The organism is Yoonia sp., from assembly GCF_030731595.1.
GTDB lineage: Bacteria > Pseudomonadota > Alphaproteobacteria > Rhodobacterales > Rhodobacteraceae > Yoonia.
The window spans coordinates 21,960-44,719 of sequence record NZ_JANQTS010000036.1 but is presented as its reverse complement, the minus strand read 5'-3'; the positions used below and the strand labels follow the sequence as shown (position 1 = coordinate 44,719).

Sequence of the window (22,760 nt, the reverse complement as noted above, 5' to 3'; positions counted from 1 at the left end):
CCTGTGCAAACATCTCAGTTGCCATCGGAGTAGCGCCAATGCCTTTGGATGTCAAAACGACAAACGTGTCATTTCATGGTGGACTGCCTTGAAACCGCTAGGGGCAAAGGATCGTGTCATTCAAGATGGTGAAAGACATCATCGACAAGATCAGCGCCAATCCGACGAACATGAAAACCTTTACGGCTTGATCACTTGGTTTGCGGCGGCTGACAGCCTCGTAGGCGTAAAACACCAAATGCCCGCCGTCCAGAACAGGAATCGGAAACAGGTTGATCAAACCGACAGCGGCCGAAAGCGCCCCGATGAACCAGATAAAGCTTTGCGCGCCCTGCTCGGCCATCGAACCACTGGTTTCGGCAATCCCGACAGGCCCGGACAGGTTACAGGTTGAGATCTGGCCAAATATGATATGCTGCAGCGCCGAAAGCGATGTGGTCACGGTATTCCAAAGACCTTGGGCACCCAGTTGCACAGCCTCCAGCGGACCGATTGCCTCGGTCTTTTCGTCAAAGAAAATGGTGCCGGTGATCCCGATCAGCCAGCGTGTCTCAAAGCCTCCTTCGGGCAACGGCACATCGACACGGCGCGGTGCGATCGTCTTTTGCAAAGTATCGCCGTCCCGCCAAACGGTGAATTCCAAGGGCGCGCCATCAGCGGCAAGAACCATCTCTTGCACCTGCGAGAATGCAAAGACCGGTGCGCCATCAATGGCCGTTATGACGTCATTGATCTTGATATCCGCATCATCAGCCGCCGAACGCGGGCTGACGCTGAGCACCGCAGTGGGGAAGTAATAGGGCCCCTCCACCGTCAGTTCATCGCCGTCGCGCAGAATGGTGTAGCTCATCCGCTCTTGCAAAGGCAGTTGCTCCGCAATGCTTCGGGTGGCGTCTGCATCCGCAAAAGGCACACCCTCAACGGCCAGCATCACGTCTCCGGCACGCAAGTCGGTTGTGTAAGATGGCGGCAAGGGGCGCAGCTCGCCAAACGTCAGCGGATCGACCGAACGCCCCTGATACATGATCGAGCCCGCAAAGATCGCAATCGCGAGCACAAAGTTGAAAGCCGGCCCTGCCGCCACAGTCGCCGTGCGCGCCCAAAGCGGCGCGCCCAACATCGTGCGGCGCATCTCGGCGTCATCGACCTGCCCGTCGCTGCCGACGCTTGCGGCATTCGCGTCGCCCAGAAACTTGACATAGCCACCCAAGGGCAAAGCCGCGACCTGCCACCTGGTCCCCCGCCGGTCGACGCGGCTATAGATCACCGGCCCAAATCCCAGTGAAAACACCTCGGCATGAATGCCACACCAGCGCCCGACGATATAATGGCCGTACTCGTGGATGGCCACGATGATCGAAAGCGCAACCACAAAGGCTGCGATCATAAAGGCGAAGTTACCGAACATCGGCAAGAATTGCATCAAGTCCAAAGCACTATCCCAGTTGGCTAAAGGCTTCGCCAGCGTAAATACGGGCCAGCCGGTCTGTCTCTAACACGTTATCTAGGGTGATTGCCGCATTTTGCAGCCCACCGTCCAATGACATTTTGTCCAACGTCGCGGCAACAACGTGTGACATATCCAGAAATCCGATCTCTCCGGCGATAAACCCGTCCAACGCGCGTTCCTTGGCCGCATTGAATACAGCCCCCGAAAGCCCGCCTTCATTCATCACCCGCTTGGCAATCCCAAGGGCGGGATAGCGCGCATGATCCGGGGCCTCGAAGGTCAGCGCGCCGATCTTGGCCAGATCAAGCCGCTCTACGGGCAGATGCTTGCGCTCTGGCCAATGCAGCGCATAGCCGATGGCGTGCCGCATATCCGGCGGCCCGACATGGGCCATCAGCGCCCCGTCGTTAAAGCCAACCATCGCATGAATCAGGCTTTCGCGATGGACCAGCACTTCGATCATGTCAGGGGACACGTTGAAGAACTCTTTGGTTTCAATTAGTTCCATCGCCTTGTTGAACATAGAGGCACTATCAATGGTGATCCGCTGCCCCATATCCCAATTGGGATGACTGGAGGCTTGGGCCAATGTCGCTGTTGCCAGCTTTTCGATCGGCCAATCGCGGAATGCCCCGCCCGAAGCGGTGATGATGACCCGCTCGACCGCTGCCATATGTTCACCGACCAGTGCCTGAAACACGGCGGAATGTTCGCTATCGACGGGCAGGACAGTGGCCCCATGCGCCTTTGCGCGGCCCAGCAAGAGCGGCCCCGCCGTGACCAGCGATTCCTTGTTGGCCAAGGCAAGGGTCGTGCCATGGGCCAAAGCCTCTAGCCCCGGCACCAATCCTGCCGCCCCCACAATCGCTGACAGAGCCCAGTCGACGGGACGCGCGGCAGCTTGGGCCACGGCCTCTGGACCGGCGGCGACCTCAACATGCGTTCCGGCCAGCAAATCTTTCAATTCATTATAACATTCAGGATAACAGGTGACCGCCAGATCCGCATTCAGGCGCCGGGCATCTGCCGCCAGTTGTCTGACATTGCGCCCGCCTGTCAGCGCCACAACATCATAGGCCGTATCGTCACGGGCGATCAGATCAATGGCACTCTGGCCCACTGATCCGGTCGCACCAAACAACGTAATGCGCCTCAAAAGACAACTCCCGGCACATCAATGACATCGGCCACGACGATCAAGAACAGCGACGCGCCCAAAAGCGCATCAAACCGGTCAAAGAGCCCCCCATGTCCGGGAATAAGGGTCGAGCTATCCTTGACCCCCATCCGCCGCTTGAGCGCGCTTTCCGCGATATCCCCCATCTGCCCCGCAAAGCTGAGAATAACCGAGATCGCGACAATCCAAAGACCTGCCTCTGTAAACAGCGTGAAAATATACCCCACAAGCGCAGCCCCGATCCATCCCGCAGCAGTACCGCTCCATGTTTTCTTGGGGCTGATCTTGGGCCAGAACTTGGGGCCGCCCAAGGCTTTTCCAGCAAAATAGCCAAAGATATCCGTCACGATGACCACGGACATCAGCCACAAAATCCATGTAAAGCCATGATCCATGCGAAAATGGACCAGACCCCAACCCGCAAGTTGAATCCCAAGCGCAAAAACAAAGAAGGTCTTGATTTCGGTTTTCAGTTGCGTGACGCCGATCACCGGCACCACCAGGAACAAAAGCATGCCCCAGGCTGTGCCATCGACCAATTGCCCCGACATCACCGATGCCACAAGGGCCGCCAGCAACATCCCCTTGGTGGGTTCGTTGGGGCGGATCATCATCCACAATTCCCACACCATCACCGCTGTGACGAACACGACCAGCATCTGGAACCAGATACCGCCCAAAATCACGCCGACGGCCCCTACGGCGACCATTGCAGCGCTTGAAATCAGGCGTACCGTCAAGTCATCCCATTTCGTGGGTGTCGGGGCGGGTGCCGTCATACTAGGCTCGGATCGCGCCAAACCGGCGATCACGCTTGCCATAAGAGTGCAGAACCTTCGCAAATTCGGCAGCCGTGAAATCTGGCCACAGCGTGTCGACAAATTCGTATTCGGCATAAGCGGACTGCCAAAGCAGGAAATTTGAAATCCGCGCCTCTCCGCTGGTGCGGATCACCAGATCAGGGTCCGGCAAAACATGCGTGTCAAGGAACCGGGCCAAGGTTTCCGCATCGACGTCCTTATGGGTCAATCGACCCTGCTCTATCTCGAAAGCAAGACGCTTTGCGGCACGGGTCACCTCGTCGCGACCACCGTAATTCAGCGCGACAGTCAGATGCACACGGTCATTGCCCGCAGTCCGCAGCTCCAGATCATCCATCAGCGTTACCAACTTGTCGTCAAGCCGGATGCGGTCGCCAATGAAGCGCACGCAAACGCCGCTCTCGAAGAGCTCGTTGGCTTCCCGCTCGAGGTATTTGCGAAAAAGGGTCATCAGGCCAGAGACTTCGGCTTGCGTCCGTTTCCAGTTTTCCGTCGAAAAGGCAAAGATTGTCAGATACTTGACACCGAAACCGGGACAGGCCTTAAGAATTTCGCGCACACGTCGCGCACCCGCGTGATGGCCAAACAGGCGCGGGCGACCTCTTTGCTGTGCCCAACGTCCGTTGCCGTCCATGATGATCGCGACATGGGCCGGAGCTGTCTTTGCATCTTTGTCATTGGGCATGATTGCCGCCTTTTCTTCAAATGAAGGAATTCAAACCTGCATGATTTCGGCTTGTTTGGTCTCGACTGTTTCATCAACGATCTTGATATGGGCGTCTGTAATTTCCTGCACGGCGGCTTCCCAGAATTTCTGGTCGTCCTCGGACAGACCATCCGCCTTGGCTTTCTTGATCTGGTCCATGCCGTCACGGCGCAGGTTGCGCACAGCCACCCGCGCGCTTTCCGCATAGTGGCCTGCCACCTTTGTCAATTCGCGGCGGCGCTCTTCGTTCAGTTCCGGAATAGGCAACATGATGATCGTGCCATTCAGTTGAGGATTGATCCCCAAGCCGCTCTCGCGAATAGCTTTTTCGACCTTGCCAACCAAGGCTTTGTCCCACACGTTGATTGTCACCATACGCGGCTCTGGCACGTTGACGGTGCCCACTTGATTGATCGGGGTCATGGATCCGTAGGCGTCCACCATCACAGGTTCCAGCATAGAGCCAGAGGCGCGGCCGGTCCGCAAAGACGCCAGTTCCGTGCGCAGATTTGCAATCGCCCCGTTCATGCGGCGGGCCAGATCATCGGTATCAAGTTCAAAATCGTCAGACATGTCTTCTTTGCTCTTCCTTGGCGGGCTTCTGCCCTCGTTTTCATCGTTTATGCCAAAGGGTCCATTTTGTATAGGCAGCCAAATGCGGCGCTTTTGTGCAGTTCCTGTGCAAACCGCTTCTTTTGTTTAAAATACCTCGGGGTGTTTGAGGGGCAGCGCCCCTCATTCACAAAATTCCTTGCGGCGCAGCCGCTCCGCCTAGTCTTTCACAATCGTGTAGGTCCCCTCACCCGCCAAGATACCACGGAAGCCGCCCGGCTCATCAAGAGAAAACACGATGATCGGCAGGTGATTGTCCCGCGCCAGCGCAATCGCACTGGCATCCATCACGCCCAGATGTTTTTGCAGCACCTCGTCATAGCTGACCTCATCATAGCGGACGGCATCCGCATGTTTGACCGGGTCCTTGTCATAGACACCATCGACCTTGGTCCCTTTGAAAATCGCCTCGCAGGCCATTTCATTGGCGCGCAGCGTGGCGGCGGTATCGGTGGTGAAATAAGGGTTGCCGGTTCCGGCGGCAAAGATGCACACCCGCTTTTTTTCCAGATGGCGCACGGCGCGGCGGCGGATATAGGGTTCTGCCACCTCGTTCATGGTGATCGCGGAAATCACGCGGGTGTGGATGCCCAGTTCCTCCAGCGCGGACTGCATGGCAAGTGCGTTCATCACGGTCGCCAGCATTCCCATATAGTCGGCCGTGGTCCGCTCCATCCCTTGGGCAGACCCTTGCAGCCCGCGAAAGATATTGCCGCCACCAATGACCATGCAAATCTCGACACCCAGATCATGGACCGATTTGACCTCGCGGGCGACACGCTGCACCGTCGGCGGATGCAACCCAAATGCGGTATCCCCCATCAGCGCCTCCCCCGAGATCTTGAGCATTACACGTTTATATGCCGGTTTCTCAGTCTCGCTCATGGCGTCCCTCGTATGTTTATTTGATGACCCCAAAATGCAGGAAATCGGGGCGGGGTTCAATGCCTGCTTGCCCTGATGCGAGCGCAGCTGCATGAATGACGCGATGATCACGATTTTCCCAGATAAACCGGTGCTGATCGCGGGGCCAACCGCCTCGGGCAAATCCGCACTTGCGCTCAAAATTGCGCAGGCCCAAGGCGGCGTGATCGTCAATGCGGATGCGCTGCAGGTTTTTGACGGGTGGCGCATTCTGACGGCGCGTCCGGATGATGCGGATCTGGCAGCGGCGCAACACGCACTTTACGGGCATATCCCCTACGATGCCGCCTATTCCGCAGGGCATTGGCTGCGCGACGTCGCCCCTTTTCTGGCGGGGTCCCGGCGTCCGATCATTGTCGGCGGAACCGGGCTGAACTTCAACGCGCTGACCCAGGGACTTGCTGACATCCCCCCCACCCCAAAAGCGATCAGAGAGGCGGGGGACCAGCGCGATCTGGCGGCGCTGATTGCCGATCTTGACGCCGACACGACCAGCAGGATCGACCTGCAAAACCGGATGCGGGTGCAGCGCGCGTGGGAAGTGCTGCAAGCCACCGGCCAAAGCCTTGCGGCATGGCAAGACGCCACGCCGCCGGCGCTTTTGGCCCGACAGGATGCTGTCTGCATCACGCTGGATGCCCCCAAAGACTGGCTGGACCGGCGGATCGCATCGCGGTTCGATCAGATGCTGGCCCAAGGCGCTTTGGACGAAGCGCGCGCCATGCTGCCCTATTGGGACCCCGCTTTGCAGTCGTCCAAGGCCATCGGTGCGCCGGAACTGATCCAGCACCTGCAAGGCAGTTTCACGCTGGACCAAGCCCGCGACGCCGCGATCATCGCATCACGCCAATACGCCAAGCGGCAGCGGACATGGTTCCGGGCGCGCCACAGGGATTGGCACCATATCGCCGCGGACAGCCCTGACATATTCGCAACACTGCGATTCGCGAATCACGCAGCGGATTGAATCCAAAGGGCTTTCTGGGCAAACTTGCCAAAAATCAACATTGAGGCAAAGTTGATGACCATGATGAGCATTCCCAAGCCGGACCTCGCACTGACCCCGATCTCCCATGGCGGGCAAGCAGGTCGGTGGCGCACCGAAGCGATGCGGAGCCATAAAACGGCCCGGCTGATCCATATCTCGAAAGGACAGGGCCGCATCACGGTGGCAGGGCTGACCAACGGATATGGCCCCAACAACCTGATCTTTCTGCCGCCCGACACCATGTATGGCATAGAGGTGGGCCAGACCGTCTTTGCGCAAATGATGACCCTGCCCGACGCATCCGTGTGGCCCGCGGCACCGTTTCATCTGCGCCTTATCGAGGTGGATCCGCAAAAGGAACTGATCACACTCTTCGAGGCCATCGAAAAGGAGGTGCAGCCCTCTGGTGACCTGCGTGCTGCCCATTGCCATCTGGGTCTGCTCAACATTTTTGTGGAACGGCAACTCAAACGACGCGACCCCGCCACAGTCGATCAACGGCGCAACTCGGCGGCAGGCAGACTGGTTGCCCAGTTTACGACAATGATCGCCAAAGAATTCCAGTCGGACCGCAATATTGCGGATTACGCCGCAGCGTTGAACGTGACGCCGACACATCTGACCCGGTGTTGTCGCCAGACATGCGGGCGCTCTGCGCTGGCGCTTTTGAATGACCGGATTCACTTCGAAGCCTGCATGATGCTCAGGACCACACCGATCCCCGTTCAGGATATCGCGCAGACTTTGGGATTTCGCTCGCCCGCCTACTTCACCCGAAGCTTTCAGCAGAAAGCGGGACAGACACCCTCGGAGTTCCGACGGGCCAGCGGCGGGATCGGCCGTAAATAAACGGTTTTTTGCTGCATTGCGGCATCAAAGCGCTTTGAAAAACAAAGCGGAAATGTCGCTTTTGGGACGTTCTCATGTCGCATTCGTTATCTTGTTTCCAAAAGGTTCGGTTGACGTTCGGCCAAAAATTGTGCCGAATGGCATCCGGACGGGAAGCTGGGAAATACAATGGCGGGCGATCATTGACAGACAGCGAACCGGCAAAAAAGAAATGTGTCACAGGGAGAAAACAATGACGCACGACAACAAATCAATCCATCCAGCGGCGCTGATGTATGCGCAGGAAGAAAAGGCCGGCAAACTCAGCCGCCGTGAATTCCTGACACGCACCACGGCGCTTGGTCTGACCGCGACGGCCGCTTATGGTCTGATTGGCGCGGCGGCACCGGCGCAGGCGGCAGGTCATGTGCAGCAGGGCGGAACGATGCGGATCCAGATGGAAGTCCGCGGGCTGAAGGATCCACGGACATTCGACTGGCCACAGATTTCATACTACGCCGCCGGTTGGCTGGAGTATCTGGTTGAATACAACAACGACGGCTCTTTCACGCCAGCACTGCTTGAAAGCTGGTCCGCAAGCGATGATGCAACCGAATACACGCTCAATGTCCGCCAAGGCGTGACATGGAACGATGGCACACCGTTCACCGCGGCAGATGTTGCATTCAACATCACTGGCTGGTGTGACCGCACCGTCGAGGGGAACTCGATGGCGGGCCGTTTTGCAGCGCTGATCGACCCTGCGACTGACAAAGCGCTCGAGGGCGCGATCACCGTCGTGGATGACTACACCGTTGTGCTGAAATCGCCGGTTCCCGATATCTCGCTGATCGCCGGTATGGCTGACTATCCTGCACATATCGTGCCACAGGATTTCGATGCCGAAAACATGCTGGCAAACCCCAAAGGCACCGGTGCCTATCTGCCGGAATCGCTTGAGGTTGGTGTTGGCGGCACATTGGTGCGCAACGAAGGCCACGACTGGTGGGGCTATGCCGCTGGCAAAGGCGCCTTCATCGACCGCTTTGAATTTATCGACTATGGTACGGATCCATCTGCATGGGTTGCTGCTGCAGCAGCCGAAGAAGTCGATGTCATCTATGAAACCGTTGGTGATTTCGTGGATATTCTTGACGGAATGGGCTGGGAGAAATCCGAAGTCGCCTCTGGCTCGACCGTTGTTATCCGGCCGAACCAATTGGCCGAAGTCGATGGCATGCAGCCCTATGCGGATGTGCGTGTGCGCCGTGCCATTGCGATGGCCGTCGATCCTGCTGTCGTCCTGGAACTGGGTAACGCGAACCGCGGTGTGCCTGCCCGCAACCAGCACGTGGGGCCGATGCACCCTGAATGGGCCGATGTGCCTGCGATGGAGTTCGATCCCGCAGGCGCGCTTGCCCTGCTGACCGAAGCAGGCATGGCCGATTTCGAAATGGACATCATTTCGATTGATGACGACTGGCGGAAAAACTCGACCGATGCCGTTGCAGCCCAGCTGCGCGACGCCGGTTTCAACGTCAAGCGGACCATCATTCCCGGCAGCACGTTCTGGAACGACTGGACAAAGTATCCTTTCTCCTCGACTGACTGGAACCACCGTCCTTTGGGCACGCAGATCCTTGCGCTGGCTTATCGGACCGGTGAAGCATGGAACGAATCCGGCTTTGCCAATGCGGAGTTCGATGCGCTTCTGGCCGAAGCCAACTCTTTGGCCGATGCGGATGCGCGGCGTGAAGTGATGGCGAAACTCCAGACCATCATGCGCGATGAAGGCGTGACCTTGCAGCCCTACTGGCGTTCGCTTTACCGCCACGTGCGCCCCGGCGTTGTGGGCGGGCAGATGAACATCGCCTATCTGCCACGTCTGCACGAGTTCGGCTTCGCAGCCTAAGCTCTTTGGGCCGTCCCTTTCGGGGCGGCCCTTTTCGATATTCGCGGATCACCGGCAAACCGGGGCCGCAACCTGATCTAACGGGCAAAGACCCGAAGCCACTTACCAACAGGGGCATTTATGGGACTGTTTATTCTACGCCGCCTCGGGATCATGGTCCTGACGGCTCTCTGCCTGACGTTCATCGTCTTCTGGCTGACGAACCTTGCACCGAACCTGGAGAAACTTGCCAAGACCCAAGGCAACGCCCGCATGTCGGACGAAGCTGTGGTGACTTGGCTGGCCAACCGTGGTTATTCCCAACCGCTGCCGATCAAGTATGGGCAATGGTTAGGCGTCTTGCCGGGCTATGTTATCGAAGGCACCGATGGAGATGTCCGCGCGCGCTGTAGCACTCCCGGAGAGCCGCTGGAAACTGCGCCAACGTTTTGCGGAATTTTGCAGGGCGACTGGGGATATTCCACGGTGGCAAAAGACGAGGTGACATCCGTTCTGCCCGTCAGATTGGCCAATACCGGAAAACTCATGTTCTGGGTCTTGATCATCATGATACCCAGCGCGCTGATTATCGGCATTCTTGCAGGTATGCGCGAAGGATCAAGGACGGACCGCGCGCTCTCGACAACCGCGATCGTATCGACCGCGACGCCAGAATATGTCTCGGGCGTTATCCTGATCTCGTTTTTTGCGACCGGCACATTCGGGATGCAGTGGTTCAAGGGCGTCGCGAGCGGCGCCGTTTCTGATGCCAATTTCGAGAATTTCTTTCTGCCCGTCATCACGATTTCGCTCTACGCCATCGGCTACATCGCCCGCATGACACGCGCGTCAATGGCAGAGGTGATGACCGCGCAATACATCCGGACCGCCCGCCTCAAAGGGGTGAGCTTTCCGAAGATTGTGCTCAAACATGCGCTGCGCAACGCATTGATTGCGCCATTTACCGTGATCATGCTGCAAATACCGTGGCTTCTTACGGGCGTCGTCATTGTCGAGAGCCTCTTTGTCTACCAAGGCTTTGGCTGGGAGCTGGTGCGGGCAGCCTCGAACAATGACATCGAAATGCTTCTCGCAATTTCTGTTGTCTCTGTTTTCGTGGTCCTTGTGACACAGCTGATCTCCGACATCGGCTATGTGTTCCTGAACCCACGCATCCGTATTTCTTAAAGGAGGACAAGGACATGGACGCTTTGACATGGACCGGAAGCCTCGGCACCTTCCTGAACCCCGCCTTTATGCTGCTTGCCGGCCTGCTGGCGGTGGCCATCGTGGCCCAGATCGTCTTGAGCTTTTTTGCAGCACCGGTGACGTTGCAATCAAATCCGGACGGAACACTGGAGGCACGCGGCGGTATGCTGGGCCTGACCGAGACTGCGGTGCACTACCTCTTTCTGGGCACGCTTGTTGTGGTCGTGGCCTATATCGTGGTCCCGCAGGTCATGCCCTACGGAGCTGCGGGCATTATCGGTGAATTGTCCAAACGGTTCCTGCCTGTCTGGATTGCGCTGATCAGCCTTTATACCGTCTCGATCATCTACAAGCGCAAGCTGGGGCTTTATGGCAAACTGTTTGACAGCACCGTGGGCATGATCGGTTTCGGGCTGGTGATGTTCTGGGTCTTCACGGCGATCTTTGTCGGCATGTTCGACATGATCGCAACCCATGACTACCTGAGCCAGGTGTCGGGTTTGAAAAACAAATTGCCCGGCGTTGCTGTGCCAGAGGGCACTGAAGGCGTCATTCCCCATTATCTGCTGGGCGGTGACAACCTTGCGCGCGATATCTTCAGCCGCATGGTTGCAGGATCGGTCTTTGTCATCTCGATCGCTCCGCTGGCCACGATCTTTGCCTTTATGGTGGGCATCACTCTGGGTCTGCCTGCGGGCTACTACGGTGGCAAGCTGGACACGATCCTGTCCTTCCTCGCCAACCTGATCCTCGCGTTCCCTGTGATCCTGCTGTTCTACCTGCTGGTCACGCCAGAGATCGTGCTGACAGGTATTCCATCCTATATGGCAGCCTTCCTCTTTGTCTTCCCGCTGATCTTTTTCGGCGTGCTGCTGAACTCGCGCTATTACACCCAACCGTCCAAGCGCAACGCGATCATGATCCCGGTTCTGGGCGTTCTGCTCTGGCTCTATCTGTCGATCATCAACCAGCCGGGTACGGTCATCAACTTCCTGCCAGCCTGGATGGACCTTTTCGATATCTCGATCCTCGTGGTCTTTGTATCGGTGGTCTTTGTGAACGCGCCAACGGTCTTCAGAATCGTGCGCGGCCTCACATTGGACTTGCGGACACGGGACTATGTGGCCGCCGCCCAAACCCGTGGCGAAGGGGCGTGGTACATCATGCTGTGGGAAATCCTGCCCAATGCGCGTGGTCCGCTGATCGTCGATTTCTGCCTGCGGATTGGCTATACCACGATCCTTCTGGGCACCTTGGGCTTCTTCGGTCTGGGGCTGTCGTCAGAAAGTCCCGATTGGGGGTCCACGATCAACGAGGGCCGCAAGCTGTTGTTGATCTTCGCACATCCTGCCCTGCCGCCTGCTGTCGCTTTGCTGAGCCTTGTTCTGGGCCTCAACCTGCTGGCTGACGGTTTGCGCGAAGAAAGCCTGAAAGACTAGTTCGGCGCGGACCCCGCGCAAGGCGGGGTCCGGCGCATATCCGACGTGATGCCAACCACCAAGACCGGCACAAATGGGAATGACACTATGAACGACGAAGCCCAACCCATCCTTGAAATCGACAAGCTGTCCATTTCATTCTTCACCCGACTGCGGGAGATTCCCGCCGTGATGGACTTTTCCGCCAAGGTCATGCCCGGCGAGGCGCTGGGTCTTGTCGGCGAATCCGGTTGCGGGAAATCGACGGTTGCTCTGGGGGTGATGCAGGACCTTGGGGTGAACGGGCGCATCGTGGGCGGATCGATCAAGTTCAAAGGGCGCGAGCTGAACAAGATGTCGCCAGAAGAGCTGCGCGAAATCCGTGGTTCCCAAATTGCGATGATCTATCAAGAGCCTATGGCCTCTCTCAACCCGGCCATGAAGATTGGCAAACAATTGATGGAAGTGCCGATGATCCACGAACGGGTCAGCGAAAAAGAGGCTTACGCCCGCGCGCTCGAGGTCGTTACCGATGTGAAACTGCCCGATCCCAAGCGGATGCTGAACAGTTATCCCCACCAGCTATCGGGTGGTCAGCAGCAGCGGATCGTGATCGCGATGGCGCTCATGTCCAAACCATCGCTGCTGATCTTGGACGAGCCGACCACTGCGCTTGATGTGACCGTTGAAGCGGCGGTCGTTGAACTGGTCAAGGACCTTGGCAAGAAATACGGCACGTCGATGCTCTTCATCAGCCACAACCTCGGCCTTGTGCTGGAAACCTGCGACCGGATTTGTGTGATGTATTCCGGCGAAGCGGTGGAACGCGGCAGCATCGAAGACGTCTTTGACGAGATGCAGCACCCCTATACCCAAGCCCTGTTCCGGTCGATCCCCCTGCCCGGCGCCGACAAGAACGCGCGGCCCCTGATCGCCATTCCGGGCAACTTTCCCCTGCCGCACGAGCGACCAGAGGGGTGTAACTTTGGCCCCCGCTGCGACTATTTCGAAGCCGGGCGCTGTGATGCGGGTTTCATTCCGATGGAGGCCGTCCCCGGCAATGACCGCCACCAGACCCGCTGTCTGAAGTTCAAGGAAATCGATTGGGCCGCCCCGCCGGTCGTGGCCGCAAAGAAGGCCAAAGGCGAGATCGGACCAGTGGTTCTGAAGATAGACAACCTCAAGAAATATTACGAGGTCGCGGCCAATGCCCTGTTCGGTGGCGGCGACACAAAAGTCGTCAAGGCCAATGAAACCCTCAGCTTTGAAGCGCGCGAAAGCGAGACGCTGGCCATCGTGGGCGAATCCGGCTGCGGCAAGTCCACATTCGCCAAGGTTCTGATGGGCTTGGAAACGGCAACAAGCGGCCAGATCTTGCTGGACAATCAATCTATTGGCAGTGTCGCAATCGAAAAACGGACCACCAAGAATGTGGCCGACATCCAGATGGTCTTCCAGAATCCCTTTGATACGTTGAACCCCTCGATGACCGTGGGCCGCCAGATCATGCGGGCGCTGGAAATCTTCGGCGTTGGCAACAATGACACCGAGCGCCGTGCGCGGATGCTGGACCTGCTGGACCTCGTGAAACTGCCGCGCGCCTTTGCCGACCGCATGCCGCGCCAGCTGTCTGGTGGACAAAAGCAGCGTGTGGGGATCGCGCGGGCCTTTGCGGGGGATGCGCGGATCGTGGTGGCCGATGAACCGGTTTCGGCTTTGGATGTCTCCGTGCAGGCGGCAGTGACCGATCTGCTTATGGAAATCCAGCGCGAACATAAAACCACGCTTTTGTTCATCAGCCACGATCTGTCGATTGTGCGTTACCTGTCGGACCGCGTGATGGTGATGTATCTGGGGCATGTGGTGGAACTGGGCACGACCGATCAGGTTTTCTCGCCGCCCTACCACCCTTATACAGAGGCGCTGCTGTCAGCGGTGCCCATCGCCGACACCAAGGTCAAGAAAAAGCACATCGTGCTGGAAGGGGATATTCCCTCGGCGATGAACCCGCCGTCAGGCTGCCCTTTCCAGACCCGCTGCGGGTGGAAATCCAAGGTGCCGGGCGGGCTTTGCGAAAAAGAGGTGCCACCTGTGCGCTTCCTTGCAGAAGGGCATCAGGTCAAATGCCATCTCAGCGATGATGATTTCGCGGATATGGAACCTGTCATTCAGATTGCGGCGGAATAACCTTCTTTCGAGCTTAAATATCCCCGCCGGAGGCATGGCGATCTTCGCCAAGAAGATCGTCACCTGCCAAATATGACCTGAACGTAGTTTTGGGTCTCGGCATAGGGTGGCACGCCCTGATGCCGCAGGACTGCACCCGGTCCTGCGTTATAGGCGGCCAGGGCCAGCCGCCAATCGCCGAAGGTCTCGAATTGCGCGCGCAGGTATCGCGCGCCTCCATCAAGGTTCTGGACCGGATCGGTGGGGTCTACCCGCAATTCCCGCGCTGTCTGCGGCATCAGTTGCGCCAAACCCAAGGCCCCCTTGACCGACACAGCCTGCGCATTCCAGCCGCTCTCTTGTTCGATCAGCCGCAAGAACAGATCCACAGGCACCCCGTGCCGGGTCGCCGCCCCTTGTGCCAACGCCAGAAACGGCCCGCGATAACTGCCCTGATACGCAGGCAGCATGGCAAAGCCTTCCGCGCGTGGCGGCAACAGCCGGACCGAATTTTCGTATTGTTGGGCCGCACGTCCGTCCAGAATTTTGGTCTGGCTTTGCAACAGACCCGACCGCGACATGGTCGAGACCTGCTCTTGCGCCGCAAGAGGTTGCGCCAGCAGGACGGTCAGACAACAGATGGCGCGTATTCGGGTCACTGGCAGGGCTCCGGTCCTCTTGATGACGTCATACCTAGTCTTTTTGCCGTCATCCGCCAATCCCATCCTTTCTCAATCAGTCGTTAACCTTGTTGCGGCATCCCGTGTCTGTCACAAAAGCGCAAAGCAGAATCGTCGGAGGTGCCACAATGGCCGGATCAGTGAACAAAGTCATCCTTATCGGCAATCTGGGGGCTGACCCCGAGGTGCGCAACTTCCAGAACGGCGGCAAGGTCTGTAACCTGCGCATCGCCACCTCCGAGACATGGAAAGACAAAAACACCGGCGAGCGTCGGGAAAAAACCGAATGGCACACAGTCGCGATCTTTCAGGAAGGGCTGGTGCGGATTGCCGAGCAATACCTGAAAAAAGGCTCGAAAGTTTATATCGAAGGCAAGCTGCAAACCCGCAAATGGCAGGACCAGTCCGGCGCTGACCGCTATTCGACCGAGGTTGTGCTGAACGGCTTTGACGGCAACCTGACCATGCTGGATGGCCGCAGCGAAGGCGGCGGCGGTGGTGGCGGCAACTATGGCGGCGGCAACGGTGGCGGCAACTATGGCGGCGGCGGTGGCTATGGTGGCAACGACGGTGGAAACAGCGGCGGCTACGGCGGCGGTTCATCCTCCGGCGGCGGCGGTGGCGATATGGATGATGAAATCCCGTTCTAAGATCCATGCAATTCGCGCCCGAGATTCAGATACTCATTCTTAATGGGGTTATTCTTGCGGTGGCTTACCTGGGCATTTATCCCGGTTTGCAGCACAAGACCCTCAACCGGATGCTTGCGGTCGATCTGGCCTTGTCGGCCTTGGCGCTCACCGTGGCAGGCGCGCTGTTCTGGGGTTCAGGCGTGCCCTTTAACATGATCCTGTTCGAGGTGAATTGGGCCGTCTTCACAATCGTCACCATCATGCTGATGGAGGTGCCCCTGTTTCTCTGGTTTGCCAAGAAACACGGGATCAGCCTGTCAGGCGACGACTAAGCGCAGGTATTTGCCGTTTAGCGCCGCGTCTGGTCCAATGCGTCTTGTAGCACACCCAGCACTGCCTCGCGCGGCACATCGGAGGTGATGAAAGCATCACCGATCCCGCGCGCCAGAATGAAACGCAGCTTGCCGTCCACGACCTTCTTGTCCTGCCCCATCAGTGCCAGCAGCCCTGCGGCATCGGGCAAATCACCGCCGATATCGGCAATATCGACCTTCATGCCCATATCACGCAGATGCGCGCGCACGCGGCTGGGATCTTCCTGACTGCACAGGCCAAGACGTGCGGAAAGCTCAAAGGCAAGCGCACAGCCAATCGCCACCCCTTCGCCATGCAACAGCCGATCCGAATAGCCGGTTGCCGCCTCTAGCGCGTGGCAGAAGGTATGGCCAAGGTTCAAAAGCGCGCGGTCCCCCTGTTCGGTTTCGTCGCGCTGCACGATGTCCGCTTTCATCTGGCAGGACCGGGTCACCGCCCGCACTCTTGCCGCCATATCACCGCGCGCCAAGGCGGGGCCTTCGGCCTCCAGCCAGTCAAAGAAGGCCGCGTCACCCAGCAGCCCGTATTTGACAACCTCGCCGTAGCCCGCAAGAAAATCCCGCGATGTCAGCGTGCCCAGAAGCGCGGTATCAGCCAGCACAAGGCTGGGCTGGTGAAAGGCCCCGATCAGGTTCTTGCCGATCGGTGAATTTATCCCGGTCTTGCCGCCCACAGAACTGTCGACCTGCGCCAGGAGAGACGAAGGAATTTGCACAAAGCGCACGCCACGGCGCAGGATCGCGGCCGCAAAGCCAGCCAGATCACCGATCACACCTCCGCCGAAGGCCACGACGATGTCACCGCGCTCGACCTTTTGGGCCAGCAGCCATTCCACAGACCGTTCCAGTTGCGCCCAGCATTTTGTGCCTTCGCCCGGCGGCAAGGCGAGCGCCTGCGATGTCAGGCCCGCTGCGGCCAGCGATGCCTGCAAGGACGCAAGGTGCAACCCTGCGACGGTCTCGTCGGTCAGAATACAGATATGCCGACGGCCACCCATCGCCGCAATCCGCGCACCGGCCTGATCCAGCACACCGGGGCCGATGATGATGTCATAGGCGCGGCCGGGCAGATCAACATGGACTGTGGCGGTCATGCGAAAGTCTCCAGAATGTCGGGACGGGTTTGCAGCATGTCGATCACAGACTGCGTGGTTTGCTCTATGCTGGCATGTTCATCGACACCGATACGCAGACCTGCAAGGCGATAGACGGGCGTGCGCGCTTCAAATATCGCGGCAAGCGTCGCCTTGGGGTCCGGGGTGCGCAGCAAGGGCCGCGTGTCCTTGTGCCGGACCCTTTCCCACAATGTCCCAAGGTCGGCATCGAGCCAGACAGCCACCCCCATTTCGGCAATGGCTTCGCGATTTTCATCAGCCAGAAACGCCCCCCCGCCCGTCGACACGATCCCCGGCGGACCAGAGAGCAAGCGGCGCAGAACCTCGGCTTCCCGCTTGCGAAAGAATGCCTCGCCGTCGCGTTCGAAGATCTCGGCAATCGTGGCGGCGGCGGCTTCTTCGATGGCTGCGTCACTATCGACAAAGGGCACATCCAGCCGCGCCGCCAAAGACCGCCCGATCGCAGTCTTGCCAGAGCCCATCATGCCGACCAGCACGACGGTCTTTTGCAGTCGATAGTTTTGCCCTTCGGCCATGGATTTGACGCCTCTCTTTTCGGCCAATGGGTGCCGAAGATGAAATTTAATGAATGAATGCCGTGATCTTGCGCGAAAGGCCATATATAAAGCCTTCAAGAAGTGGGATTGAATCCACAAATCGAGGCAGATTATACGCATTGGGGCAAGCTATGTGGCGATTGATTAAGGCGCTCTTGTTTTTGATAATTTTCGCGGGGGTGGGTCTTGTGGCCTATGCCTATATCGGCCCCCTGTTCTTCCCGGCTGATTTTGCAGCCCCGACCACAGAGGTTACACGCCCTGTTACGCTTGAAACAAACTAGGGCCTTAGCGGCCGCTCTTTGCCTGTCGGGCACGGGTTTGCAGGCGCAAGCCCCCTCGAACGAGCCGCTTTCGGCCATCGAGTGGCTGTCGCGCAGCGTGGAGAACGCCCCCTTGTTCGAGCCCCCCGTCACTGGCAATGCCGAATCCCCCTCTGTCACGGTCACGACTTTGGGCGGCCTGTCCAAAGACCCGATCGGTCTTTTGCCCGCTGATGTGACAGGTCTGCCCAGTACGATCTGGTCGGCCAGCGAAGAATCCGTGCTGGTTGATCTGGTCCGCGCCGAACGGATTGATACAGTGCCTGCCTTGCAGGATTTCCTCAAAGTGCTGATGCTGGCCGAAGCAAATCCACCCTTGGGTGCGGGGCCTGATGGCGCGCTGTTTCTGGCACGTGTCGACAAACTGCTTGACCTTGGGGCGCTGGAGGCCGCGCAATCCCTGATCGAACAGGCAGAGCCTGACACGCCGCCGCTTTTCCGGCGCTGGTTTGATGTGGCCTTGTTGACCGGCACCGAAGACGATGCCTGCGAAGCCATGGGTGATATGCCTTCTATCGCCCCCACCTACCCTGCGCGTATCTTTTGTCTTGCGCGCAACGGTGACTGGCCCACAGCCGCGCTCACGCTCAATACGCACCGTGTTTTGGGCGATATCAGTGCGCAAGAAGAGGCGCTGCTGACCCGCTTTCTTGATCCGGAACTTTTCGAGGGTGAACCGCCGTTGCCGCCGCCTGCCCGGGTCAGCCCGCTGACGTTCCGGATGCACGAGGCGATTGGCGAGCCTTTGATCACAGCCAATCTGCCGCTTGCCTTTTCCCATGCCGATCTGCGCGGCACGACCGCGTGGAAATCGCAACTGGACGCGGCAGAGCGACTGGCCCGCCATGGTGCCATTTCCGAAAACGTCCTGCTGAAATTCTATACGGCCCGCACACCTGCGGCATCCGGCGGTGTCTGGGACCGCGCAGAGGCGATCCAGCGGTTTGATGTCGCAATGGCGGCGCGCGACCCTCTGAGCGTATCGCGGACCTTGCCAGCGGCCTGGGCCGCGATGGAGCAAGCCCGCGCCGAGGTGCAATTTGCCAAGCTTTATGGCGCGGCATTACAGGAATTGCCGCTGTCCGGTGCTGCCGCCCTGATAGCCTTCGAGGTTGGGTTGCTGTCACCGGACTACGAGGCTGTTGCAATCGCGGCAGCGCAGGCCGACGCCGGATTTGATCCTTTCCTGATCGCTATCGCCCGTGGCACGCCGCAAGACATGCCCGCGAACACACCTCCTGCCGCCGCGATCCAAGCAGCCTTTGACAGCACCCCGCCGCCGCAGGACCTGCAACGCTTGGTGGATGCGGGCAAGTTGGGCGAGGCCCTCTTGCGGGCTTTGGCCCTGTTCGATGCAGGGGCAGAGGGCGATCTGCGCTCGGTCACGGATGCGCTGTCGCTCTTGCGCGCGGTCGGGCTGGAAGATGTCGCACGGCGGGCTGCCCTGCAATTCATGATCCTGGATCGCGCGGTATGACACATGCCGATCACCCTATGGCGCGCTGGGTGCAGGTCTTTTTGCAGGCACAAGCCGCAGAGCTGGACGCGGCCACCAATACCCAACTGGCCTATGCACGCGACCTGCAAGGGTTTTCAGAGTGGCTGACCGATCAGGCGCTTCACTTCGGCACCGCGACCCGTGAACATATCGAAAACTATCTGATCAGTTGCGAGGCCGAGGGGCTTGCCAAATCCACCCGCGCACGCAGGCTTTCGGCGATCAAGCAACTTTACCGTTTCGCCTTTGAGGAAGGCTGGCGCGCAGATAACCCCGCGATCCAGATCAAAGGACCGGGGCGCGCGCAGCGTTTGCCCAAAACGCTCGATATCAGCGAGGTCGACCGCCTGCTTGAGGCGGCCCGCAGCACACCCCGAGAAGCCCTGCGCAATGGCTGTCTGATGGAACTGCTTTATGCCACGGGCATGCGGGTCACCGAATTGGTCAGCCTGCCGGTCTCTGCGGCGCGGGGCGATCCGCGCATGCTTTTGGTGCGGGGCAAAGGCGGCAAGGAACGGCTTGTGCCGCTGTCACCACCCGCGCGGGAGGCTTTGGCGGCATACCTCAAGGCCCGCGACACAGCCGAAGAAGAGGCGCGCCAGAACGGCAAACCTGCATCGAAGTTCCTTTTTCCGTCGCGCGGCACGTCCGGCCACCTGACCCGGCACCGGTTCTTTGGGTTGATCAAGGAATTCGCCGTGGCGGGCGGCGTATCGCCAGCCAAGGTCACGCCGCACACCTTGCGCCACGCCTTTGCGACCCATTTGCTGGCCGGCGGTGCCGATCTGCGGTCAATCCAAACCATGCTGGGGCACGCCGATGTGGCCACAACGGAAATCTACACCCATGTGCTGGACGCCCGCCTGAAAGAGCTGGTACTGGAGCACCATCCGCTTGCCAAAGCGAGCAAGGCTTGAAGCCGCGCGCAAGACACCCCATAACACTGATGATTTTTCTTGAAAGCCTCTGATGGAAACCGCCTCTCTTGATGCCGCCTTTTGGATAACCGCTGCTGCGATTGTTGTCCTTCTCGTCCTCTCGGCCTTCTTTTCCGGCTCGGAAACAGCGCTCACCGCGTCCTCGCGCGGGAAACTGCGGTCTGCGGCCGACAAGGGCTCCAAGGGGGCAGGTCAAGCGCTGAAAGTGACCGAAGACAATGAACGGCTGATCGGGTCGGTCTTGTTGGGCAACAACGTGGTGAATATTCTGGCGACTTCGCTGGCCACCGCTGTCCTGACCAAGCTTTTCGGGCAGAATGGGGTGGCGGCGGCGACCTTGATCATGACCTTGCTGGTGTTGATCTTTGCCGAAGTCCTGCCCAAGACCCTTGCCATCACCTACCCCGAGGCTGTTGCCTCGCGGGTGGCACGTCCGATTTCGCTGATCGTCTTTCTCTTTTCGCCGATCGTATCCGCTGTGCGCTATCTGGTGCGCGGGGTGCTTTTCATCTTTGGGGTGCGCACCGATCCTGACAGCAACATCCTTGCGGTCCGTGAAGAAATCGCTGGCGCGCTGCAACTGGGCCATTCCGAAGGGATTGTCCAGAAAGAAGACCGCGACCGGATTCTCGGGGCGCTTGATCTGAACGAACGCGCGGTCGAAGAGATCATGTTGCACCGTTCCGGTATCGAAATGGTCGATGCAGCCTTGCCGCCCAAGGATATTCTGGCACAGATCCTCACCAGCCCGTACACGCGCCTGCCGCTTTACCGCGACGAACCCGAAAATATCGTAGGTGTCATCCATGCCAAAGACCTGCTGCGCGCGATGCACAAATTGCTGGATGGCGGCGAGGACGACGCACAGGGGCTGGCCGCCTTTGACGTGATGAAAGTCGCGATGCCCGCTTATTTTGTGCCCGAAACCACGACGCTGGATGACCAGATGCGCAATTTCCTCAAGCGCAAGACGCATTTCGCGCTGGTGGTGGACGAGTACGGCGGCCTGCAGGGTCTGATCACGCTCGAAGATATCCTCGAGGAAATCGTGGGCGAGATTGCCGACGAATTCGACGACCACGAGGAAGCACAGATCGCGGCAACCGCAGACGGGGCCTATATCGTCGATGGCGCGATGACGATCCGCGACCTCAACCGCGCGCACGACTGGAACCTGCCCGACGACGAGGCCAATACTGTCGCAGGTCTGGTGATTCACGAGGCACAGATGATCCCCGTCGTGGGCCAGGTGTTTTCATTCCACGGCTTCCGTTTCGAGGTGCTCAGCAAGGATGAAAACCGGCTGGCCACGCTCAAGATCAGGCAGCTTTAAGCGGGGCAAAGTTCGGTCGTTTTTGGTGGCGGTATTCCAGCAAAAAGCAGTCCTTGCTTTGCAATTTGAAAACTGACAATAAATGCAAGAGTCCACGGTCTACCCGCCGTATTTCGGTAGCTTGGGAACCCAGCAAGAATTTTTGCTAAGAGACGTTATGGGCTTTTGCGTTGACCAGTTTACAATCTGACGCCGCCCGTGCGGCGCGCGTCGTCTGCATCTTTTTCATGTCCTACGTTCATCTGCACTTTTTTGTGCTCGCGGGGGCGACTTTTCCGATCACGGATATCATTGTCGTCAATACCTTCAGCCGGTCCAGCGTCCCGTTATTGTCGGTCTTGTCCGGCTACTTGATGGTCGGCTTTTTCGCCCGGCGTCCTTATACTCAGGCGGTTATGTCGCGCGGGCGGTCACTCATTGTCCCTATGGCGATCTGGAATTTGATCGCTTGCATTCTGTTCGGCTTTACCTACCCGATCTGGGATGCGCTGATCGCGGCAACGGACGAGTCAAAGCTGGTTTACCTCAGCTTCCTGCGTGATCTGTTCATTCTATCGTTGTTTGTGCCTGTCTTGATCGTCTGGGCGCGCAATGCGCCCAAGAGCTTCGCTTTGTGTATTTTCGTTTACTACGTTTCGGGCTGGTCAAACTTCGTGATTTTTCGTCCGCAGATCGTCTTTTTCTTCAATCTCGGCATTCTGTTTGCGCTCTACCCGCAGCCGATGCCGCGGAACAGTCGCGTGATCGCTCTGATCGGAATCATTGGTGCTATAGTCTGGCAGCTGTTTTTCCCGGAGCTTTCTGGCTTCTACTTCGACAACCTCTACCTGCGCCCCGTTACGGCATTTGGCTTTTGGGTTCTGGCGCTCTGGATCGCCGCAAAGCACCCCGACTTCGGTCGGTTCGACAAGACAGCTTTTGCGTTTTTCCTCACGCATGGGGTCATCTTTACACTGGTTGGTTCGATCTACTCGCGGCTTCCGGCCCTTCACACCATTCCCATCTATTACACGGTCTGGATTCTTACCCCGCTGATCAGTTATGCGGCCATCTATTTGCTCTGGCCGCTCTCTGGAAGACTGGGGCGCGCGATAACAGCTTGATGCGCCACAGCGGCGCA

At 58.6% G+C, this 22,760-nt stretch carries 22 protein-coding genes; 13 read left to right on the top strand and 9 right to left on the bottom strand.

What is annotated here, in order from left to right; translation table 11 throughout:
- Positions 1–97: 97 nt before the first annotated feature.
- From rseP to pyrH, 6 genes are all read right to left on the bottom strand, one after another.
- Positions 98–1,432, bottom strand: a complete 1,335-nt coding sequence (gene rseP / locus NWQ23_RS03295) for an RIP metalloprotease RseP (RefSeq protein ID WP_372340103.1) — start codon at positions 1,430–1,432, stop codon at positions 98–100.
- 4 nt (positions 1,433–1,436) lie between these two features.
- Positions 1,437–2,606: a 1-deoxy-D-xylulose-5-phosphate reductoisomerase gene (gene dxr / locus NWQ23_RS03290; protein WP_306164812.1), complete on the bottom strand. Its 1,170-nt coding sequence runs from the start codon at positions 2,604–2,606 to the stop codon at positions 1,437–1,439.
- Complete coding sequence (locus tag NWQ23_RS03285; protein ID WP_306164811.1) at positions 2,603–3,406, bottom strand: phosphatidate cytidylyltransferase; 804 nt, start codon at positions 3,404–3,406, stop codon at positions 2,603–2,605. Before NWQ23_RS03285 ends, dxr begins: the two co-directional genes overlap by 4 nt.
- Before the next feature lies 1 nt (position 3,407).
- Positions 3,408–4,133, bottom strand: a complete 726-nt coding sequence (gene uppS / locus NWQ23_RS03280; RefSeq protein WP_306164810.1) for a polyprenyl diphosphate synthase — start codon at positions 4,131–4,133, stop codon at positions 3,408–3,410.
- Between the two features lie 30 nt (positions 4,134–4,163).
- Positions 4,164–4,727 carry a ribosome recycling factor gene (gene frr, locus NWQ23_RS03275; RefSeq protein ID WP_306164809.1) on the bottom strand — a complete coding sequence of 188 codons (564 nt, stop codon included), beginning with the start codon at positions 4,725–4,727 and terminating at the stop codon, positions 4,164–4,166.
- Positions 4,728–4,925: 198 nt separating this feature from the next.
- On the bottom strand, positions 4,926–5,651 hold the full coding sequence (gene pyrH / locus NWQ23_RS03270) for a UMP kinase (protein WP_306164808.1): 726 nt from the start codon (positions 5,649–5,651) through the stop codon (positions 4,926–4,928).
- A 91-nt stretch (positions 5,652–5,742) separates the two neighbouring features.
- Between pyrH and miaA the strand changes: the two genes are divergently transcribed.
- From miaA to NWQ23_RS03240, 6 genes are all read left to right on the top strand, one after another.
- Positions 5,743–6,657: a tRNA (adenosine(37)-N6)-dimethylallyltransferase MiaA gene (miaA, locus tag NWQ23_RS03265; protein WP_306164807.1), complete on the top strand. Its 915-nt coding sequence runs from the start codon at positions 5,743–5,745 to the stop codon at positions 6,655–6,657.
- 54 nt (positions 6,658–6,711) lie between these two features.
- The gene (locus NWQ23_RS03260; protein ID WP_306164806.1) at positions 6,712–7,527 is read left to right on the top strand and encodes an AraC family transcriptional regulator; all 816 of its coding nucleotides are present in this window, start codon (positions 6,712–6,714) and stop codon (positions 7,525–7,527) included.
- 232 nt (positions 7,528–7,759) lie between these two features.
- Positions 7,760–9,418, top strand: coding sequence for an ABC transporter substrate-binding protein (locus tag NWQ23_RS03255; protein ID WP_306164805.1), 1,659 nt, complete (start codon positions 7,760–7,762; stop codon positions 9,416–9,418).
- Positions 9,419–9,538: 120 nt separating this feature from the next.
- The gene (locus NWQ23_RS03250) at positions 9,539–10,585 is read left to right on the top strand and encodes an ABC transporter permease (RefSeq protein ID WP_306164804.1); all 1,047 of its coding nucleotides are present in this window, start codon (positions 9,539–9,541) and stop codon (positions 10,583–10,585) included.
- Between the two features lie 14 nt (positions 10,586–10,599).
- Entirely contained in the window at positions 10,600–12,045 is a 1,446-nt protein-coding gene (locus tag NWQ23_RS03245) for an ABC transporter permease (RefSeq protein ID WP_306164803.1), read from the top strand.
- An 87-nt stretch (positions 12,046–12,132) separates the two neighbouring features.
- A complete protein-coding gene (locus tag NWQ23_RS03240; RefSeq protein ID WP_306164802.1) occupies positions 12,133–14,211 on the top strand; it encodes an ABC transporter ATP-binding protein in 2,079 nt (692 codons plus the stop codon).
- A 59-nt stretch (positions 14,212–14,270) separates the two neighbouring features.
- Here NWQ23_RS03240 and NWQ23_RS03235 read toward each other — a convergent pair whose 3' ends face one another.
- Positions 14,271–14,771 carry a lytic transglycosylase domain-containing protein gene (locus tag NWQ23_RS03235; RefSeq protein ID WP_306164822.1) on the bottom strand — a complete coding sequence of 167 codons (501 nt, stop codon included), beginning with the start codon at positions 14,769–14,771 and terminating at the stop codon, positions 14,271–14,273.
- Positions 14,772–14,998: 227 nt separating this feature from the next.
- On the opposite strand from NWQ23_RS03235, the gene ssb reads away from it, so the two are divergent.
- The gene (gene ssb, locus NWQ23_RS03230; RefSeq protein ID WP_306164821.1) at positions 14,999–15,520 is read left to right on the top strand and encodes a single-stranded DNA-binding protein; all 522 of its coding nucleotides are present in this window, start codon (positions 14,999–15,001) and stop codon (positions 15,518–15,520) included.
- A 59-nt stretch (positions 15,521–15,579) separates the two neighbouring features.
- Entirely contained in the window at positions 15,580–15,834 is a 255-nt protein-coding gene (locus NWQ23_RS03225; RefSeq protein ID WP_306164801.1) for a hypothetical protein, read from the top strand.
- Between the two features lie 17 nt (positions 15,835–15,851).
- Here the strand turns inward: NWQ23_RS03225 and aroB are convergent, their stop codons facing one another.
- Positions 15,852–16,970, bottom strand: coding sequence for a 3-dehydroquinate synthase (gene aroB / locus NWQ23_RS03220; protein WP_306164800.1), 1,119 nt, complete (start codon positions 16,968–16,970; stop codon positions 15,852–15,854).
- A complete protein-coding gene (locus NWQ23_RS03215; RefSeq protein ID WP_306164799.1) occupies positions 16,967–17,527 on the bottom strand; it encodes a shikimate kinase in 561 nt (186 codons plus the stop codon). Before NWQ23_RS03215 ends, aroB begins: the two co-directional genes overlap by 4 nt.
- A gap of 176 nt (positions 17,528–17,703) precedes the next feature.
- On the opposite strand from NWQ23_RS03215, the gene NWQ23_RS03210 reads away from it, so the two are divergent.
- The 5 genes from NWQ23_RS03210 (at position 17,704) to NWQ23_RS03190 (ending at position 22,743) form a co-directional block, all read left to right on the top strand.
- Positions 17,704–17,832, top strand: a complete 129-nt coding sequence (locus tag NWQ23_RS03210; RefSeq protein WP_306164824.1) for a hypothetical protein — start codon at positions 17,704–17,706, stop codon at positions 17,830–17,832.
- A gap of 37 nt (positions 17,833–17,869) precedes the next feature.
- The gene (locus tag NWQ23_RS03205; RefSeq protein ID WP_306164798.1) at positions 17,870–19,348 is read left to right on the top strand and encodes a hypothetical protein; all 1,479 of its coding nucleotides are present in this window, start codon (positions 17,870–17,872) and stop codon (positions 19,346–19,348) included.
- Positions 19,345–20,286 (top strand): site-specific tyrosine recombinase XerD, encoded by a 942-nt coding sequence (locus NWQ23_RS03200; protein WP_306164797.1) that lies wholly within the window; start codon positions 19,345–19,347, stop codon positions 20,284–20,286. The genes NWQ23_RS03205 and NWQ23_RS03200 overlap by 4 nt, the downstream gene beginning before the upstream one ends.
- A gap of 52 nt (positions 20,287–20,338) precedes the next feature.
- Positions 20,339–21,640 (top strand): HlyC/CorC family transporter, encoded by a 1,302-nt coding sequence (locus tag NWQ23_RS03195; RefSeq protein WP_306164796.1) that lies wholly within the window; start codon positions 20,339–20,341, stop codon positions 21,638–21,640.
- Positions 21,641–21,810: 170 nt separating this feature from the next.
- Positions 21,811–22,743, top strand: a complete 933-nt coding sequence (locus tag NWQ23_RS03190) for an acyltransferase family protein (RefSeq protein WP_306164795.1) — start codon at positions 21,811–21,813, stop codon at positions 22,741–22,743.
- Positions 22,744–22,760: the final 17 nt, after the last annotated feature.